Raw genomic sequence first — 19,134 nt, 5'->3', positions numbered from 1 at the left:
GAAATTCGTTCATTTTTTGTTCTCACCCTTTTAGTTAAAGGCTCACTATAAAGAAGAACATATAAAAAGACCTCCCAAATTTCTGGGAGATCTGATCTCTTTGAACTTATTTAATTTAAAACAAAGCGTGATTTTATAAGTATCTGTTTGTCTAAACACTATTTTTTTACTTCTTTCACAAATTTCCAAGTTAGCCCTTTATCCTCAGATTGATAAAGTTCGCTACTATTACCGTTGTAATCTCCATCTGAACCTTGACCGACTAACATACTTAAAACGCCATCTATCTCAGAAGGCACACTCGGGGTATCAAAAGGTCTTATAGACTGCCCATTATCTAACTTTACTTCGTGAGGTTTATAATTTACTTTTTTGAAGGAACTGCCTCCATCATCTGTACGATATAATGCTCCTTCGTTTCCTGAAGGATTGACTGCCCCTAAAAATCCAAGTTTATCATCAAAAAAGATGATTCCTGATGCACCTCCAACTGTTCCGCTATATGGGTCATTATTAATAACAGTCCATATACTTCCACCATCCATAGTCTTACTTAATGAATAAAACGTGCTTCCTAATGCTTTATCTGCAACATTTAGTTTATATCCGATATCTTTAGATTGAAAAAATTGTTCGCTAGTATTCATTTTCTCATTCTTCTTCTCGTTAGAACGACCTTGATTAGGAGTAGTAGATGGCTTACTCCAATTCGGATCACCAATTAAGTTATATCTTGCAGGTGTAATCACTTTTTCTATACCAGGGACAAATAAAGATACGGTATAGCCAATAATTTCAGAATTTACTTCTTCTAGGTTATATTCTCTTCCGTCCTTATCAATATTAATAATTCCATTTTTATTGTATCCCCAACTTCTTTTTCCGTAGTAGACCAACCCATATTCGCTTTCATTCCATTTACTAACTGCTTGTTTAATTGGGATCACTTTTACAGTTTCTATTAAGGGTTCTAACAATTTGTCATCATTATAGTTAGTACCTGCATATCCGTTTAAATGAATCGTAATCTTGTCTGACTTGTCTTTATCGTAAGTTATAAGGTAGCTTTCTTCTTTTCCATTGTCATTTTTCCCATGTACAAATGTATCAAGAGATGTAATTGTTCCATTTGAACTAAATTCAAGGGAAAAATTATTTACAATATATAGTTTTTTAGGCAAAGTATGTTTTTTATTAATATCTTCAAAAATACCCTCTACACCATATTGATATAGATTGCTATGCTCAAATTTAACTGATCTTTCATTTTTTAGTCGTTCTATAAACCATGACAGCTTACCACCAAAATTTGTTGCACTTTTATATATGTTCATTCCATAAATAAATGTAATTAAAATAAAAAGGATGATAGAAATAGATTTCCATGCCTTTAAATCCATTAATTTATTGAGTTTATGTTCACTTTTTTTTATGGTTTTAATTGTGGTAAATAAAATGATCACTATTAATAAAGCCGCGCTTAATAATAAAATTGGCAGATTTTTATTGATATTGCCGAATTTGCATATTAAAGCTAACCTTTGACTAAAAATAAAGTATCCAATTAAGAAAATTGGATTTTTTAATATGGATAGAAGTACTTTCTTAATGTTTCCCCTCAATATGTAGTCCCCCTATTGACTATGATTGTCCAATTATTTAAATTAAGTATACTTTGTTTTACTAGACTTCCGCATGAATCGTGATTATCCTATCATTCAATGAAAAAAGCACTCCAATATGAAGGATGGAGTGCTTTTAATTCTTAATTATACTAAATTATTATGTTTAGGTATTCTAATCATCGCTTTAAATAAATCGCCGTCAACTTGAATTGAAAACTGTCCTTTTTGGATTTCAATAAGACTTTTAGCGATTGAAAGCCCTAACCCGCTTCCTTGGCTATTTCTCGATTCATCGCCTCGTTTAAATCGTTCCATTAGTTCGTCAGCCGATATATTTAATTCATAAGCAGAAATGTTTTTAAAAGTAAGAAGAATATCATTACCTATATCTTCAATATCTATATATACTCTAGATCCTCTAAGTGCATATTTAAATATATTTGATAATAAGTTCTCCACAGATCTCCATAATAGTTTTCCATCTGCAGAAACATATAGTTTATCTTGAGGATGGTTTATTTTAAATGCTAAATCTAAGGCTTCAATTTTTGCATTAACTTCCCCTAAGCCCTGGGTTAATAGTGATAAAATATCGATACGCTCAAGATGAACGGGAATCGTTCCACTAGAAGCTTTTGCTGCTTCAAATAAATCATCCGTTAGTAGTTTTAATCTCTGTGACTTTTGATCTAAAACTTCAACATATTCCTCTACTTTTAAAGGGTCTCTTTCCTTTTTCAATAAATCGACATACGTGATGATTGACGTCAGTGGTGTCCTTATATCGTGTGAGACATTCGTGATGAGTTCCGTTTTCATCCTCTCACTTTTTAACTCTCGTTCAACCGCAGTATTCAAACCATCTGTAATGCTATTAATATGATTAGATAGGATTGCAAACTCACCTTTCCCATCTATCTCTATTCGATGGTGGAAATCACCTGCTTTTATTTGTTTAACCCCTTCTTTAATTGCGTTAAATTTTTTAATTTGTTTATATGCAAACCACGCGGCAAAGCCGATTGTGATTGGGAATATATAAAATGTCAACGCGATTAATATCGGATAACCTACTACTAGTAGTACAGTTTTTACGCCAATATTGCCACTCTGATATACATTTTTAATAAATGTAAAAAGCTTACTTAATAGGAGATAGATTAAAGTATGTTTTAACAGTGTTCCATTTTTAATGTGCTTTATTAAAGACAATAACAGCACTAGTACTACAATAAAAAATGGGATTGTAAGGAAGAAAATTAATTTATTAATGACTTCAATTGTTAGAGGTTCTATTAATGCTACCCATGATATAACTAGAGCAAATAATAATACAACATTCACGTCATTAAATAGTTTATCAATTGTATTTAAATGGAGTTCTCGATCTTTAAATGATTTTCTACCAATAATGAGTGCTAAGTATGCAATTGATAGTAAAAAACCTGCTGAACAAGTTATGAAAAGAATAAATGCTTTCGTTGCAATTGCTTTATTTTCTTTCCATTCTTTTATTTTTTGATTCAAAGTGTCTTGCGTGAACGTCACAGAAACTTCCATATTTTTTGCATCTAACTGATCTAAATTTTCTGTTATCCAATTAAAACGCTTATTCTTTTCAATTTGAGCTGGATAAATTTCTCTTTTGTAGCCTTTATAAATAATATAAGAAGGGTTCCCTTTGAATTGACCTTTTAATGTATTATTCGTAAATTCATTACCACCATCATTGGCATAAAATAATAAATCTTTCTGTTCAGCTAAATTTTGCATTAATACATGATAACTTTTTAGGTCATCCATAATCATCTGATTCTTAGCTTGATTAATTTCTTTTGCATAAGCTTTTTTAAAATTTTTAAAGTTCTCTTCATCACTTAAGTTTGGATTATATAGTTTCGGCTGTGCCTCAAAGTCAGGATATAAAGATTCTTCAATTGTCCTCATATCCTCTGTGCTAATTGTTCCACCCTTTGTAATATTCTCTTCATTCTTATATTCAACTACTAATTGAGTCAGACTATTAACTACCGGTTCAACTTCCTGTATATAGGATTTGCTTAGGAAGTAATTATCTTCAAAGACTATTCCAAAATCATCGTCTATTAAATCCGACACATTCGCAATAGACTTCAGAATACCTGAAGTAAATAGAACGACAATCATAAAAACAATTATTTTTGTCGCTAGCGAATGACTATATTTTTTCGACCTTATATCCAACTCCCCACACCACCTTCAAATATTTTGGTTCTTTAGGATTTATTTCGATCTTCTCTCTAATTTTTCGAATATGGACAGATACTGTATTTTCTGGATTAAACGCAGTTTCGTTCCAAACCCTATCATAAATTTCCTCAATAGAAAATACCCTACCAGCATTTTCAGTCAAGAGTTTCACAATCTTATACTGAACTGGAGTAAGATGAACAATTTCCCCATCAACCGTAATGATTTTACGTTCATCATCAATTACAAGACCACCACTTCGATAAATATTTTGCTTAGTTTCAAGACTCCCTAAGCTTGTATATCTGCGTAGTTGTGATTTAACTCTGGCGATTAACTCTAACGGATTAAATGGTTTTGTTATGTAGTCATCTGCTCCCAAATTTAAGCCTAAAATTTTATCCGAGTCCTCGGACTTTGCAGACAACATAATGACAGGTATGCTATGATTTTCTCTAATCTTCATCGTAGCCCTAATTCCATCTAACTTAGGCATCATAATATCCATAATAATAAGATGGATCTCACCGTTTTCAATAACTTCTAAAGCCTCTTCTCCGTTAAAAGCCTTAAACATGCTATAACCTTCATTTTCTAAATAAATACAAATAGCTTCTACGATTGACTGATCGTCGTCACAAACTAATATGTTCATGTAAACTCTCTCCCATATACTTTTTCAAAAAATTGTATCACCTCTTTAGCCTGCGTGTTAAGAAGATGATATCAGTAAAATCTTAATAACCTCCTAATGTAAATCTTAAGATTTTCTTAGGATTATTAAAAAGACAACTTTTTACTATTGAAACATCATTTACATTAATGGCCTCTTAGTTTTAAGAGGTGCATTTTAACATAGTTTCTACTTATTATTTCATCGACATAAATTTTTTGAGTTAATAGATCAAGATCAATTAATGCACTTAATTAAAGAATGTCCATAGTTTTACTTAAAATTGAAATTCTCCAAAAAGCAATTGCAATATTCTTGAAATAAGTAAGGTAAATATAATAACTATATAAATTAAGGAAAAATTAATAAAAAGGGGAATGTGTTCCAAAAATATTTTGGTAACACATTCCCCTTTTCTATGCCTTCCTATTACATTAGTTTAACTCAGGCCAATATTCTTTATTAGCTTCGATTAATTCATCTAAAATCTCTTTTGCTACCTTAGCGCCTGGTACAGTCTTTGATAGGATTAATGCCTGCCAAAGTTTTTGGTAACTGCCTTCGATATAAGCTTGAACGACTAATTTTTCAACTGTAACTTGTTGGTACATTAGTGCTCTTTGGAATTCTGGGATCCTACCTTGACTTAACGGCTCTGGTCCATCTGTTCCAACAATACATGGAACTTCTACCATCGCATCATCATCAAAGTTAGCAATTGAAACATATTTTGTGGCTTCTTTAATCCCATCATTTTAAATTTTGATAACATAATTCGTCACAGCTTCTATTAAAAATGGAACATTATTTAGGTCCATGCCCCAAACTTTTTCATATGCAAGTACTAGTGGACATTTTAATACCAAAAATAATAAAAAAAACGACAGTTAAACATCTGTCGTTTCTGTGTGTAGACAAAGTCCCAAAAATGTGATTTTCAGACTGATTGCANNGCCTGATGAGGAGCGGAGTTACCTTGAACGGTAATGAGCACCGCAGGCAGGCGAAGCAACGAAGAAAGCGAGCGTTTGTCAACAGTCTGAAACGACAGTTAAACATCTGTCGTTCTATAAATTTAAAAACATAATAATGATTTATTAATAGTTAACTCAAAATCCTGCTTTACCATCATTTATGATACGGTTCATTTCTATTAATTCTAAAAGCTCGATAAATTTGCTCCACTAAGATCAATTTCATCAACTGATGCGGAAACGTCATTTTTGAAAATGACAATGTATCATCTCCTCTTTTCATTACAGCATCACTTAAACCTAATGATCCGCCTATTACAAATGCTACTTTACTATTTCCATATGTAGCAAGTTGATCTATTTTCTTGGCAAGGGATTCAGACGTGTGTTCCTTCCCCTTTATTGCAAGTGCAATCACATATGCATCGTCTGCTATTTTACTTAAAATCCTTTCGCCCTCTTTTTCCTTTACGATTAGCATGTCCGCGTCACTTAAATTCTCTGGTGCTTTTTCATCAGCGACTTCAATTACTTCTATTTTGGCATAGCTGGATAATCGCTTTATGTATTCATCTATCCCCATCTTTAAATATTTCTCTTTTAACTTTCCTACACTGATAATTGAGATATTCACACTATATCCTCACTTTACAAACAAGTTATACACAAAAGTTATCCACATACCCACAATTTCTATCCACATTTAGTAGGGGAATCTATGTTCGATACAATATATATGGCATCATTTTGACAATATTCACAGGTTGTGGATATATTATGCGTTTTTTCGACTATATTCAACAACGGTGTCTCACTATACTTATCCACAAAATCGTCAAGAGCCCATTCTACGTGCTCATCACAGCTTAAAATTAACTTTTCCACTTATACACAACTCCTTTTTTAACACAAAAAAAAGAGGAGAAAGTAAACTCTCCCCTTAAGTATACGTTTATGATTATACATACACTATGTCCGTTGGCTTTTGAGGGTCTGTGTCATGAAGTTCAAACTGCATTCCAACTTCATAGCCCTTTCCTTCTAAAGTTTGCGTTACAGACATTTTGGCAAGCTCTTTCATGTTATTATCTTGGCTTAAATGAGCAAGATAAATACGTTTTGTTTTATCTCCAATTACATCTGCCATTGCAAGTGCCGCATCCTCGTTTGAAACGTGACCGACATCGCTTAATATACGACGTTTAATACTCCATGGATATTTACCCATACGTAGCATTTCAACATCATGGTTACTTTCAAAAATGTACATGTCAGCGTTTGAAATGATTCCTTTCATCCGATCACTTACATAGCCTGTATCTGTAATTGTTACAAATTTTTTCTCATTATGATGAAATACGTAAAACATTGGTTCAGCAGCGTCATGCGATACACCAAATGATTCAACCTCTATATCCCCAAATTGAATTGTCGTTTCCATGTTAAAAATGAACTTTTGCTCTGTTGGAATTTCTCCAATTAAATGATTCATTGCTTTCCATGTTTTTTCATTCGCATAGATTGGGATTTGATATCTTCTGGCAAGAACTCCAAGCCCTTTTATATGATCACTATGTTCATGTGTGACTAGAATTCCAGAAACCTCTTTTATATCCCTGTTGATATCTTTAAATAGAGACTCCATCGCTTTACCGCTTAGTCCTGTATCAACTAAAAGTTTAGTTTTCTCCGTCCCAACGTATAACGCATTTCCGGTACTTCCACTTGCAAGTACACTAAAATGCAAACTCATCGCTATTCACTCCATTGTTCTTTATCAATCTTAATTATTTGTCCTTCTATTGCATTTACAAAGTAATCCTGCTGCTCGTTAACAACAATATGCCATGCTGGCGCAATAAATTTTACTCCCGTAGATAATGGAATTACTGTATAATAGCCAAAATCAACTTTTGTAATCCGATCACTAGGTTTTAATTCATCTTTGACGAATAGATTTTCAATTGCCTTGATTGCGGGTAAGGCCTCTTGTATATTCTTTTTATCGACCATTTCTTTAAGGTTTTCTAAATATCTTTGGCGATAAGCATATATCTCATTTTTATCATTATACTTTATTTCAACTACTGAGCTTTCGATATTATAAATTAGACGATCTTTATAAGTTTGACAGAAGTATATTGTCTTTGAATTTTGATCTATTTGACAATAACGATAGCTGCCACCATTCCAAATATACTCTTTTACAAAATTCTCTAGAAAGGGAATTTTATTTGTTTTTGCAATTGGAACTGGTTTTTTTAAACGACTCTGTAATACGTCTTTATAGGTTTCGATATCTTGTCCTTTTCGATCTTCCATAACTTTCTTTGAAAAATCTTTACTATTACCCGAAATATACGATTCTTTTAATGAATTTTTTGGCAATGACACATACGTGATATCATTTTCCTTCAATTGCTCCTCAATACTTGATTCAGCAATCGTATCAAACTGATCGCTACTTCTCTTTTGGTAATATTGAATCGCCAAAAATATATCTAATACTAAGAAAGTTAAAATAAATATTGTTTTGATTCTACTCCAATCCAACAATATTCACCCCAGTTCTGCTTAGCATATCTTGATCAATTTTCTTATATGAGTCACCGTAATTTATTATCCAAACAGGTTTCAACTGGATCGCTCTATTATAGTACGGTTGATTTATTGACGTTTTATTGTCGTCAAATATTGTCTCGTACCCTAAGCTAATATCTTTAATAAGGGATTTATTTATCGACTTATTATTTGAAATAATATCCCAAATTTGAGAACCAGACATTAACTCCATTTGGCTTTCATTTTTATCCACTTGTATTCTAAATTTATACAAAGGACGTTTAAAAGTTTCTATGTCGTCTACTCCCCAGCTCGTCGTAATCGTTGAATTATTATATACTGGTAAGTTATTTACGAAAAGTCTAAATGCAACCTCATTATTTTCAGGTTTAACACCCGATAAAATATACCCGTCAGTCCATCCACCATGAGCATTGATAAAATCAACGCTTCTTTGAACTAATAAATTAGGACTTTGGTTGTTATTATTTTCAGGCGTCGTCGGATTAACAAATGAAATCGAACGATTTAAAGGTGACACCGACATTAATCTAGTACCATCCGTAAAAGTATCTCCAGAGTCGGTACTTTCTTTTCGAACATTTGAAGGATCACTAAAAATAGCATCCTTTAATTTATCAACATCAACATCTGTTGTAAGAAACTCCATTGTTGATGATTTTAATGTTTTTTTGGGTAAATAAATTATTTTACCTGATTCTAACTTATACTGCTCACTTTCAATAAAGCTTTCGTAATTATCTCTTAACTTTTCAACCGATGAAATAATTGAAGAGTTATCAAAAGTTGCTACGTAAAGAATGTTTTGTACTTCATTTGAAAAGTATACTTTTGCTGAAGAATCCGGTTTTGTAGATAAATTGATTATAATCCGGTCAAATAAAACATTTTGTAATCTTTTTGCATCTAACTTAAGAACTTTACTTAATGTCTCAATTGGCACTACAGTCGGAAAAATAATTTCTACTTTATTTTTTCCTTTTGTAATAGTTTGGTAAGCCATTTGGGATGTTTTATTCGTTAAATTTTCAAAGTTTGTAATTTCAGTTTTCTGCAATGCCCTATAAATTGTTGAAATATTACTCTGTTTAGTAGTTAAATAATTTTTATTTTTATTCGATTCATGAACAACTAGTAAATTTGGAATGACTATATCCTTAAAGTCCTTTTTTGCACCTATAGAAACTTTTTGCACATAGTCTTGATTTTGAATAACATCGTATGTTGGTTGATATGACCATAAGCTATATGAAAGTACTAAGCTTACTATAACAAGAGTAGTTAATATAACCGATTTTATATGTTCTCTTCTCATTCCCACTCATCCTCTTGGTCATCAGCCACTGGAAGTGTGAAATAGACTGTTGTACCCTTTCCTTCTTCACTTTTAGCCCAAATATGACCATCGTGCGCATAAATCATTTCTTTTGCTAATGCAAGTCCTAGTCCAGTACCTCCAACTTGTCTCGATCTAGCCTTATCTACACGGTAGAAACGATCGAATATCTTTGATAGGTTTTCTTTCGGAATTCCCATACCTTCATCAGTAATACTAACTAGAATTTGATCTCTAGACTCTTTGATGCGATAGGTTACAGTTCCACCCTCTGGTGAATACTTTAATGCATTTGAAATGATATTATCTAACACTTGTGTAATTTTATCTTCATCTATAAAGACGAATCTTGTCTTATTCATAAATTCACGTTTGAACGATACTTCTTGTGACTTACTCATTTCATGTCGATCAATTATACGATTAAACAATTCTGTAAAGTTAATCCAATCCTTCATTAAACGGTATTCAGTACTGTCTAACTTAGATAATTGTAGTAAGTCATTTACCAACCTAATCATTCGTTCCGTTTCATCTTGAGTTACTTGTAAAAACTTAGGAGCAATTTCTTTGTTCTCCCAAGCTCCATCTGATAATGCTTCTAGATAACTCCGCATCGTTGTTAACGGAGTTCTTAATTCATGTGAAACATTTGCTACAAACTCTCTACGTTCTTGGTCTATTTTTTCTTGTTCAGTTACATCATAAAGTACAGCGATTAGACCGTTAACTTTACCAGATTCTTTTTGAATAGTAGAGAAGCTAGCTCGTAAAATCATTGGTCTCTTATTTTCACCATAATCTAACATAATTGAATCCGGCTCATCGTATAAATCCTCTAGCGTATTAATCTTTCCGATTCCTAGCACATCTAATATAGACTTATTTAGTACTGTTTCACGTGAAACATTAAGCATTGTTTCAGCTGGATCATTTAAGAGAATAATATTCCCTCTACGATCAGTTGCAATTACTCCATCAGTCATATGCTCCAAAACAGATTGAAGCTTTCTTCTTTCTCCATCCGTTAAAGCCCTAGCTTGCTGTAAGTTACGTGAAAGATTATTAAATGAAATCGTTAATTCACCAATCTCGTCCTCACTATAAGCCTTTAATTTACGTGAGAAATTTCCCTTAGCCATTTCTTGAGCCTGTCTTCTTATCTCAGAGATTGGCTTCGTAATTGCTTTGGCTAATAGAAATCCTAAAATTGATGTGATTGCTACCGCAATAAGTGTACCTGTTGAAAAAATACGATTAATTAACTCCATTCTTTCATAAGTGCTTTCCATTGATGCACTCGTGTAAATGGCTGAAACAATTTCGTCCCCTTCCATTACTGGCGTAACAATGATTTTCATTCGATGACCATTTTTAGGATCAATTAATACTTTTTCAGTTCTAGTACCAACTAAAAGCGCTCTTTTTATCAAAATATCAGTTGTTCTTTTACCAACAATCGATCGATTGTTAGAATCTGATGTAGCAATGACTTCACTATTTTGGTTAATAACCCTCACATCTGATATTCCGATATTCTTACCAAAGTCAGAAACAATTTTTTGGATGTTTGCTTTTACCTCAGGATCATCCAAAGTTTTCTTTTTTTCATACTCAATTTTTATATTATAAGCTAGTAGCTTAGCACGTTCATTTATAGCCACAGTAAAACTATTTACAAGTTGCTTTTCAAGCTCTCTCGAAAAATAAACACTAATGATTTGCATAGCGACTAATATTAGTAAGATATAAACAAGTACAAATTTAAATACAATTGATTTAAATAAACCAACCTTATTATAAGCTGCCATTAATCTTGCTCCGGATCACGCAGATAATACCCTACTCCTCTTCTTGTTACAATGAAAAGTGGATAACTTGGATTGTCCTCGATTTTTTCGCGAAGTCGTCGAATCGTTACATCGACAGTTCGAACGTCTCCAAAATAATCATAGCCCCAAACAGTTTGAAGTAAATGCTCTCTCGTCATAACCTGTCCAATATGTTTCGCTAAATAATAAAGTAATTCAAATTCACGGTGAGTTAACTCAATCTTCTCGCCACGTTTCGTTACAATGTAAGCGTTCGGGTTAATAACAAGAGATCCAATAATAACTTCAACAGACTCTTCTTTTTCAGATGTAGTACCAGTTTGGTGTCTTCTTAAATTCGCTTTTACTCTGGCAAGCAGCTCTCTTGTACTAAAAGGCTTCGTCACGTAATCATCTGCTCCCATTTCTAAACCTAATACTTTATCTAATTCAGAATCCTTTGCCGTAATCATAATGATTGGCATTTCATGATTCTTTCTAATTTCTCTACAAACTTCTAATCCATCTCTTATTGGCAACATGATATCTAATAAAACTAGATCAGGAAGAAACTCATCTACTTTTTGTAGTGCTTCCTCTCCATCATACGCACAAACAATTTCAAAACCTTCTTTTTCTAAATTAAACTTTAGTATATCAGCAATTGGTTTTTCATCATCGACTATTAATATTTTTTTATTCATTCCCCGCACTCCTTTTCTAGTAAGTTTTTGCTGCCATCAATTCTATACATATCTTTTGCAATTTAATATTAAATTAGGCAATCAAATAAACTATTCATAGCAATTTCGTTTTGTGGACTTTCTCTCTAAATATAATACGACTACTATCTTACGTGTTATTGTTTTTATATAAACACTAGATTTTTGAAAAAAACCTCTAGCTTGTTGCTAGAGGTCTATGCCACTTATTTCTATTTTAAATTAAGTAGGTTTTTTTGTAAAATCGAACTGTTTTATTAAATCTAGAAATACATTTTCAAAAGGTTGATATAAAATAAAAAACTACTGTTTAAACAGTAGTTTTTATGATGGCTCGGGACGGAATCGAACCGCCGACACGAGGATTTTCAGTCCTCTGCTCTACCGACTGAGCTACCGAGCCATTTTATGGCGGTCCCGACCGGGATCGAACCGGCGATCTCCTGCGTGACAGGCAGGCATGTTAACCGCTACACCACGGGACCAAAATTAGTTTTATATAAAAGATGACCCGTACGGGACTCGAACCCGTGTTACCGCCGTGAAAGGGCGGTGTCTTAACCGCTTGACCAACGGGCCATGATATTTAAGAAAAGATGAGCCATGAAGGATTCGAACCTTCGACCCTCTGATTAAAAGTCAGATGCTCTACCTACTGAGCTAATGGCTCAAAATATTTAAACTCATAAACTATGTACTAGTTATGACGACAAGATTTATCTTATCATACTTCCCAACAGTTTTACAATAGTTTTTTTAGAAAAAAATAATAAAAGCCCTTAAATTTCATTTAAGGGCTTTTATTTCTTAATTAAGCTCCGTAAACGTTACGTACGATATTTGTTTGGTTACGGTCTGGACCTACTGAGAATACAGATAATGGAATACCTACTAATTGAGACACACGTTCAACATAATGTCTTGCATTAACTGGTAGTTCATCAAGTGTTTTTACTCCTGTAATATCTTCTGTCCAACCTGGAAGTTCTTCATAAACTGGTTCACATTCTGCAAGCTGTTTTAAGCTAGCTGGGAACTCAGTAATTGTTTCCCCACGGAATTTATATGCTACACAAATTTTCACAGTCTCTAGACCTGTTAATACGTCAATAGAGTTAAGTGATAAATCAGTAATACCGCTAACTCGACGAGCATGACGAACTACTACGCTATCAAACCAACCAACACGTCTTGGTCTTCCAGTAGTTGTACCGTATTCGCGACCTACTTCACGAATTGTATTTCCGATTTCATCGAAAAGTTCAGTTGGGAAAGCCCCTTCACCAACACGTGTAGTATAAGCTTTACAAACCCCAACAACATGATTAATTTTTGTTGGGCCAACACCAGAACCAATTGTTACTCCACCTGCAACTGGGTTAGAAGAAGTAACGAATGGGTATGTACCTTGGTCGATGTCTAACATTACACCTTGTGCACCTTCAAATAATACACGTTTTCCGCCATCAATCGCATCATTTAATACAACAGAAGTATCACACACGTATTTTTTAATTTGTTGTCCGAACTCATAGTAATCTTCAAAAATCTCTTCAATATTTAATGAATTTGAATCATACATTTTTTCAAATAAATTATTTTTCTCTTCAAGATTACGTTTTAATTTTTCATAAAACTCTTCTTTATCTAAAAGGTCTGCCATACGGATCCCCACACGAGCAGCCTTATCCATATAAGCCGGTCCAATACCTTTTTTAGTAGTACCAATCTTATTATCACCTTTACGCTCTTCTTCTAGCTCATCTTGTTTTAAATGATAAGGTAAGATAACATGAGCACGGTTACTAATACGTAAGTTATCAGTTGAAACACCTTTATCATGTAAGTAAGCTAGCTCTTGAACTAAAGCTTTAGGATCTACAACCATACCATTTCCAATTACGCAGATTTTTTCTGAGAAGAAAATACCTGATGGAATTAAATGAAGTTTATACTTTTCACCATTAAAAACGATTGTATGACCTGCATTGTTACCACCTTGATATCTAGCAACTACTTCTGCTTGTTGTGATAAAAAGTCAGTAATTTTTCCTTTCCCTTCGTCTCCCCATTGAGAACCAACTACAACTACTGATGACAATGTACTGCACCTCCGATTAAAAATACGCTATTTCCGAACTAAAACCAAAACTAGTATATCAAACTTACGGGATTTGTCAACAAATCTCATTGGTTATTTCTATTCTAAGTTTAATTCGTTCGTAAATACCTACTAAAGAAATAGATAAAAATAGTTTGCCCTAACAAAAAAAAATAATCACATAGATTCACTATGTGATTATTTTTAGATGAGTCTCCGTTAAGCACCAGGTGCATGCTCATCCTCAAACCTTCGTTCTAAATTTACGAACTTGTTATATTCTTTTACGAAAGCTAATGAAACGGTACCTACTGGACCATTCCTTTGTTTAGCAATAATGATTTCAATAATATTTTTATTCTCTGATTCTTTATCATAGTAATCGTCACGGTATAAGAACGCGACAATATCCGCATCTTGCTCAATACTCCCTGACTCACGAATATCAGACATCATCGGACGTTTATCTTGTCTCGATTCCACACTACGTGACAGCTGAGATAAGGCTATTAGTGGTACTTTTAGTTCCCTTGCTAGTCCTTTAAGCGAACGTGAAATTTCAGATACTTCCTGTTGACGATTTTCTCCACTTTTTCCATTACCTTGAATTAGCTGTAAATAATCTATCAGGATCATACCTAAGCCATGCTCTTGTTTTAACCTTCTACACTTAGCTCGTATGTCATTTACTCTTATACCAGGTGTATCATCGATATATATACCTGTACCAGCTAAACTACTAGCAGCCATTGTAAGCTTATTCCAGTCCTCTTGTTCTAGATTACCTGTACGTAATGCCTGTGCATTAATATTCCCTTCCGCACAAAGCATACGCATAACAAGCTGATCCGCTCCCATCTCGAGACTGAAAATGGCTACGTTTTCATCTGTTTTTGTAGCTACATTTTGTGCAATATTCAATGCAAAGGCCGTTTTACCTACTGACGGACGCGCTGCTACTATAATTAAATCATTTGGCTGAAATCCGGCGGTCATCCGATCTAAATCAGTAAATCCTGTTGGTACGCCTGTAATTTCGCCTCGTTGATTAAATAATGTTTCGATTTTACTAAATGTAGTAAATACTACATCCTTAATGCTTTGAAAACCCGAAACGTTTGTGCGCTGAGATACTTGTAAAATACTTTTTTCAGCTTCGTTTAGAATCACATCTACTGGAACTTCTGGCGCATAGCTTTCCGTTACAATATTTGTAGCAGTTCTTATTAGTTTTCTTAAAGTAGCTTTTTCTTCAACACTTTTTGCATAGTATTCAACGTTAGATGCCGTTGGTACTGAAGCCAACAAATCATTTAAGTATGATACTCCTCCTACTTCTTCTAGCACGCCTTGGTTAGCTAGCTCTGAAGTTAGTGTGATAACATCTAGAGGCTCATTCCTTGAAGAAATCTTAAGCATCGCTTCAAATATTCTTTGATGGGCAGCTCGATAAAAGTCATCTGGTAAAAGCCGTTCTGAAGTTGGTATTAGAGCCTCTGAGTCTAACAATATGGCACCTAATACAGCCTGTTCAGCTTCTATATTCTGTGGTGGAGTACGATCATTTAGCAAATCACTCATTTATAGTCCTCCAGATGCTTGTTTTTCTTATTGTTCCTTTACGTGTACTTTCAAAGTTGCACTTACTTCTGGATGTAATTTAACTTTAATGTTTGTTACACCTAGTCCTCTAATCGCATCGTTCATTTCGAATTTACGCTTATCTAATTTAATACCATGAACTTTTTGAAGCTCATCTGCAATTTGTTTACTTGTGATTGAACCAAAAAGACGGCCACCCTCACCTGACTTAGCTTTTAATTCTACTGTCAGAGCTTCGATTGTTTCTTTTAGTTTTTTACAGTTTTCTAACTCGATTTGTGCATCTTTTAATTCTTTATTTTTCTTCGCTTCAAGAGTTTTTAAATTACCTGCAGTTGCTTCAATTGCATCTCCATTTTTGATTAGGAAGCTTGCATAGCCATCTGCAATATTTTTAGTTTCTCCTTTTTTACCTTTTCCTTTAACATCTTTTAAGAAAATTACTTTCATTTGTTCGTTCTCCCTTCAATGTATTCATCGATTATTCTAAGTAAACGTTTTTCTACTTCTTTAATGGAAGAAGATTCAATTTGTGCAGCAGCATTTGTTAAGTGCCCACCACCACCAAGCTCTTCCATTATTAATTGAACATTTACATTTCCTAATGAACGACTGCTTATACTAACAGTATGATCCGACCTTTTTGCAATGACAAAAGACGCAATAACATCAGTCATCGTTAATAATGTATCAGCAGCCTTTGCAATTAATACTTGATCATAACTTATATTGTCTTTCCCAAAGCTAATCGCAAAGCCATCTTTGTACATATATGCTTCCTCTATTAACTCCGCTTTTTTGATATATTCATTCATATCTTGCTTTAATAAATTTTGAACTAGAATCGTATCAGCACCATTAGAACGTAAGTATGATGCTGCATCAAAAGTTCGTGCACCTGTACGGAAAGTAAAACTTTTTGTATCAACAATGATTCCCGCGAGTAAGGCCGTTGCCTCAAGCATGCTTAATTTTATTTTCTTAGGTTGATACTCTAATAACTCGGTTACTAATTCTGCTGTAGAAGAAGCGTATGGCTCCATATAGACAAGAATCGCGTCTTTAATGAAGTCCTCTCCTCTTCGATGATGGTCGATCACTACAATTTTATCTGTCTCATTTAAAAGAGCTTCTACTTCAACCATAGTTGGTCTGTGAGTATCTACTACAATGATTAATGTATCTTCGGAAATAAGTTCTTTTGCTTTTTCGGGTGATATAAAACAAGACATAAATTGTTCGTTTTTATACATTTCCCTCATCAAACGATTAACACTTTTATCTACTTCTTCTTTATTAATTACTACATAACCATCCACTTCATTATGCATAACCATTTTTAGAATCCCTACTGCAGAACCAAGTGCATCCATATCAGGTAACTTATGGCCCATTATCATAACGTTGGCGCTACTTTTCATTAAATCTCTTAAAGCATGCGAGATTACCCTCGCTCTAACTCTCGTTCTCTTTTCAACTGGGTTTGTTTTCCCACCAAAAAACTTTACTTTACCATTAATATTTTTAACAGTTACTTGATCTCCTCCACGGCCTAGCGCCAAATCCAAACCAGATTGTGCTAGTTGTCCAAGCTCCGTTAAATTTAAACTTCCAACTCCGACACCAACGCTTAATGTAAGGGGTAAATTTCGTTTACTAGTCTCTTCTCTTACCTGGTCCAAAATAGAAAATTTATTATTTTCTAATACTGCCAGAATTCCTTCATTTAAAACAACACTATATCGGTCTGATGAAACACGTTTTAAGAAAATACCATGATTATTGGCCCAGCTATTTAACATAGTTGTAACTGCACCATTCACACTAGAACGTTCTTGATCATCTAATCCTTGTGTCATTTCATCATAATTATCAAGTAAAATAATTCCGATTACTGTTCTTTGGTCTTCATATAACTTTTCCAATTGCGCCTGTTCAGTTACATCAAATAAATAAATATATCGCTCTTCTCTTTTAATTACGACACGATAAGTTCTTTTATTGATAATTAATACATCTTCTTTTTTCTCTTTTTTAGAAATTAAAGACATTAATCCTTCAGATAGATCATAAATATGTTTACCTATTAATGAACGGTCGTCTAAAATATTTAAAATATATTGGTTGCCCCATTCAATATGATACTCTCTATCATAAAGTAATACGCCAATTGGCATTTCTGTAATTGCTTCGTTACTTAAATTCTTCACTCTCGACATAACTGATTCTATATACATATCCAAAACGTAGCGATACTTTATTTCTAACTTTACAACTAGAACAATAACGCATAAAAAGATAACAATAAAAATTATCCCTATTTTAGGTTCAATATAGACTACAGTTCCGATTAGAAATATTGAAAGAGCAGTTAAAAGATAGACGGGTATAAGAAACATCTGTTTCTTATGAAAATCTTGCATAAGTTCAACCCCTAAATCAAATAAGATCTAACTTCCATTTTAAAGATTATTCGCACCTAATTAGTTAAATAGCACATGGTGAATATTAATTTATTCTTCTTCTATTAAATATTCCAATAGAAACGATCCCAATTAGTAAAATAATACTGGTTAATGGTTGGATAATAAAACTTGCAATCATTATTACGGTTGGTACCGCTTTAGAAAATTGTTTTATATAACTAAAATAATAAATTGATGCATATCCCTGTACGACTAGTAAAATTTGAAGAACAAAAATTAAGTTAGTAACTGCGGTATTGAGGAAACTACCTGGTGTTAACTGAAAAAATGAAACAATCATTACAATTAAAAATAACCACATAAATCCTACAGGAAGCCTAAACTCTCTAAATGGCTTAAATTTGGGAATTTTATAACCAAGTCTTCTTATTAACGGAAAAGTTATCAATTGTGTTAAAAAGGCAAGTATAAAACTACTCATTAATAGTAATGAAGGGAGTAAGGTAGGTATTAACTTAATAGCATTTAAAAGATTTTTTAGAGCTTTATCATTAGGTTGAGTGCCTAGACTAGCGCTAAGTTCTTTACTTTTTTCTATTGCATCTGTTAACTGATCAATATTTTGGTTAACTAGATCAATATGAAAAACTGCTTTAAATAGTATGTACATTAGTACGGTATGTATTAAATATAAAAAAGTACTAGTGATTAATATCTCGCCTTTACTTCGTTCATTTTTCAATAGATAACCAAATGCTATACCTACTGTTGAGTACATTAATGTAACTGGAACTAAAGAAACAGAGGTAATGACAAGTGTTAATCCTAGCGCTACACAACAAATTAGAAGTGATTCCTTTATCGAGTATTTAATACTAAGAATAATAAATGGTAATGGCATAAGGAAAGCCATAATAAACGAGAGAAATGGTACAAATCTAAAAATTAATAGCAATACTGAGTAAATTGCTAAAAGTACAGCACCCTCAGTAATAAAGCGAGTCGATTTCAAAATAAAGCTCCTTTCAACTACCCCTACTTATTTCACGATA

15 protein-coding genes, 4 tRNA genes and 1 pseudogene are annotated in these 19,134 nt (G+C 33.2%); all 20 read right to left on the bottom strand.

What is annotated here, in order from left to right; translation table 11 throughout:
* Window positions 1–158: 158 nt before the first annotated feature.
* Complete coding sequence (locus COC46_RS05030; protein WP_098808698.1) at window positions 159–1,610, bottom strand: WD40/YVTN/BNR-like repeat-containing protein; 1,452 nt, start codon at window positions 1,608–1,610, stop codon at window positions 159–161.
* Window positions 1,611–1,769: 159 nt separating this feature from the next.
* Complete coding sequence (locus tag COC46_RS05025) at window positions 1,770–3,848, bottom strand: HAMP domain-containing sensor histidine kinase (protein ID WP_098808647.1); 2,079 nt, start codon at window positions 3,846–3,848, stop codon at window positions 1,770–1,772.
* Window positions 3,823–4,509, bottom strand: a complete 687-nt coding sequence (locus COC46_RS05020) for a response regulator transcription factor (protein WP_098808646.1) — start codon at window positions 4,507–4,509, stop codon at window positions 3,823–3,825. The genes COC46_RS05025 and COC46_RS05020 overlap by 26 nt, the downstream gene beginning before the upstream one ends.
* Before the next feature lie 452 nt (window positions 4,510–4,961).
* A pseudogene (locus COC46_RS05015) lies at window positions 4,962–5,249 on the bottom strand (family 4 glycosyl hydrolase); the annotation flags it as partial.
* A 406-nt stretch (window positions 5,250–5,655) separates the two neighbouring features.
* On the bottom strand, window positions 5,656–6,135 hold the full coding sequence (gene rlmH, locus COC46_RS05010; protein ID WP_098808645.1) for a 23S rRNA (pseudouridine(1915)-N(3))-methyltransferase RlmH: 480 nt from the start codon (window positions 6,133–6,135) through the stop codon (window positions 5,656–5,658).
* A 59-nt stretch (window positions 6,136–6,194) separates the two neighbouring features.
* Window positions 6,195–6,386: a CxxH/CxxC protein gene (locus tag COC46_RS05005; RefSeq protein ID WP_098808644.1), complete on the bottom strand. Its 192-nt coding sequence runs from the start codon at window positions 6,384–6,386 to the stop codon at window positions 6,195–6,197.
* Between the two features lie 73 nt (window positions 6,387–6,459).
* Complete coding sequence (locus tag COC46_RS05000) at window positions 6,460–7,254, bottom strand: MBL fold metallo-hydrolase (protein WP_098808643.1); 795 nt, start codon at window positions 7,252–7,254, stop codon at window positions 6,460–6,462.
* Window positions 7,255–7,256: 2 nt separating this feature from the next.
* Window positions 7,257–8,054 carry a two-component system regulatory protein YycI gene (locus tag COC46_RS04995; protein WP_176545061.1) on the bottom strand — a complete coding sequence of 266 codons (798 nt, stop codon included), beginning with the start codon at window positions 8,052–8,054 and terminating at the stop codon, window positions 7,257–7,259.
* A complete protein-coding gene (locus COC46_RS04990; protein WP_098808641.1) occupies window positions 8,041–9,399 on the bottom strand; it encodes a YycH family regulatory protein in 1,359 nt (452 codons plus the stop codon). Before COC46_RS04990 ends, COC46_RS04995 begins: the two co-directional genes overlap by 14 nt.
* Window positions 9,396–11,231: a cell wall metabolism sensor histidine kinase WalK gene (walK, locus tag COC46_RS04985; RefSeq protein WP_098808640.1), complete on the bottom strand. Its 1,836-nt coding sequence runs from the start codon at window positions 11,229–11,231 to the stop codon at window positions 9,396–9,398. Before walK ends, COC46_RS04990 begins: the two co-directional genes overlap by 4 nt.
* Complete coding sequence (gene yycF / locus COC46_RS04980) at window positions 11,231–11,935, bottom strand: response regulator YycF (RefSeq protein WP_088012660.1); 705 nt, start codon at window positions 11,933–11,935, stop codon at window positions 11,231–11,233. Before yycF ends, walK begins: the two co-directional genes overlap by 1 nt.
* Before the next feature lie 348 nt (window positions 11,936–12,283).
* Window positions 12,284–12,356, bottom strand: a tRNA-Phe gene (locus COC46_RS04975).
* A gap of 6 nt (window positions 12,357–12,362) precedes the next feature.
* Window positions 12,363–12,438: transfer RNA gene (locus COC46_RS04970), tRNA-Asp, on the bottom strand.
* Between the two features lie 22 nt (window positions 12,439–12,460).
* Window positions 12,461–12,532: transfer RNA gene (locus COC46_RS04965), tRNA-Glu, on the bottom strand.
* A gap of 18 nt (window positions 12,533–12,550) precedes the next feature.
* Window positions 12,551–12,623 (bottom strand) — tRNA-Lys (locus COC46_RS04960).
* Window positions 12,624–12,764: 141 nt separating this feature from the next.
* A complete protein-coding gene (locus COC46_RS04955; RefSeq protein ID WP_098808639.1) occupies window positions 12,765–14,054 on the bottom strand; it encodes an adenylosuccinate synthase in 1,290 nt (429 codons plus the stop codon).
* A gap of 219 nt (window positions 14,055–14,273) precedes the next feature.
* The gene (gene dnaB, locus COC46_RS04950) at window positions 14,274–15,635 is read right to left on the bottom strand and encodes a replicative DNA helicase (RefSeq protein ID WP_098808638.1); all 1,362 of its coding nucleotides are present in this window, start codon (window positions 15,633–15,635) and stop codon (window positions 14,274–14,276) included.
* A 27-nt stretch (window positions 15,636–15,662) separates the two neighbouring features.
* Entirely contained in the window at window positions 15,663–16,106 is a 444-nt protein-coding gene (rplI, locus tag COC46_RS04945) for a 50S ribosomal protein L9 (protein ID WP_098808637.1), read from the bottom strand.
* A complete protein-coding gene (locus COC46_RS04940; RefSeq protein ID WP_098808636.1) occupies window positions 16,103–18,079 on the bottom strand; it encodes a DHH family phosphoesterase in 1,977 nt (658 codons plus the stop codon). The genes rplI and COC46_RS04940 overlap by 4 nt, the downstream gene beginning before the upstream one ends.
* Before the next feature lie 85 nt (window positions 18,080–18,164).
* Window positions 18,165–19,094, bottom strand: coding sequence for a YybS family protein (locus tag COC46_RS04935; protein ID WP_176545060.1), 930 nt, complete (start codon window positions 19,092–19,094; stop codon window positions 18,165–18,167).
* Window positions 19,095–19,134: the final 40 nt, after the last annotated feature.

The organism is Bacillus sp. AFS041924, assembly GCF_002577195.1.
Taxonomy (GTDB): domain Bacteria; phylum Bacillota; class Bacilli; order Bacillales; family Bacillaceae_G; genus Gottfriedia.
The sequence above is the reverse complement of the archived record's forward strand: the minus strand, read 5'-3'. Positions and strand labels throughout refer to the sequence as shown.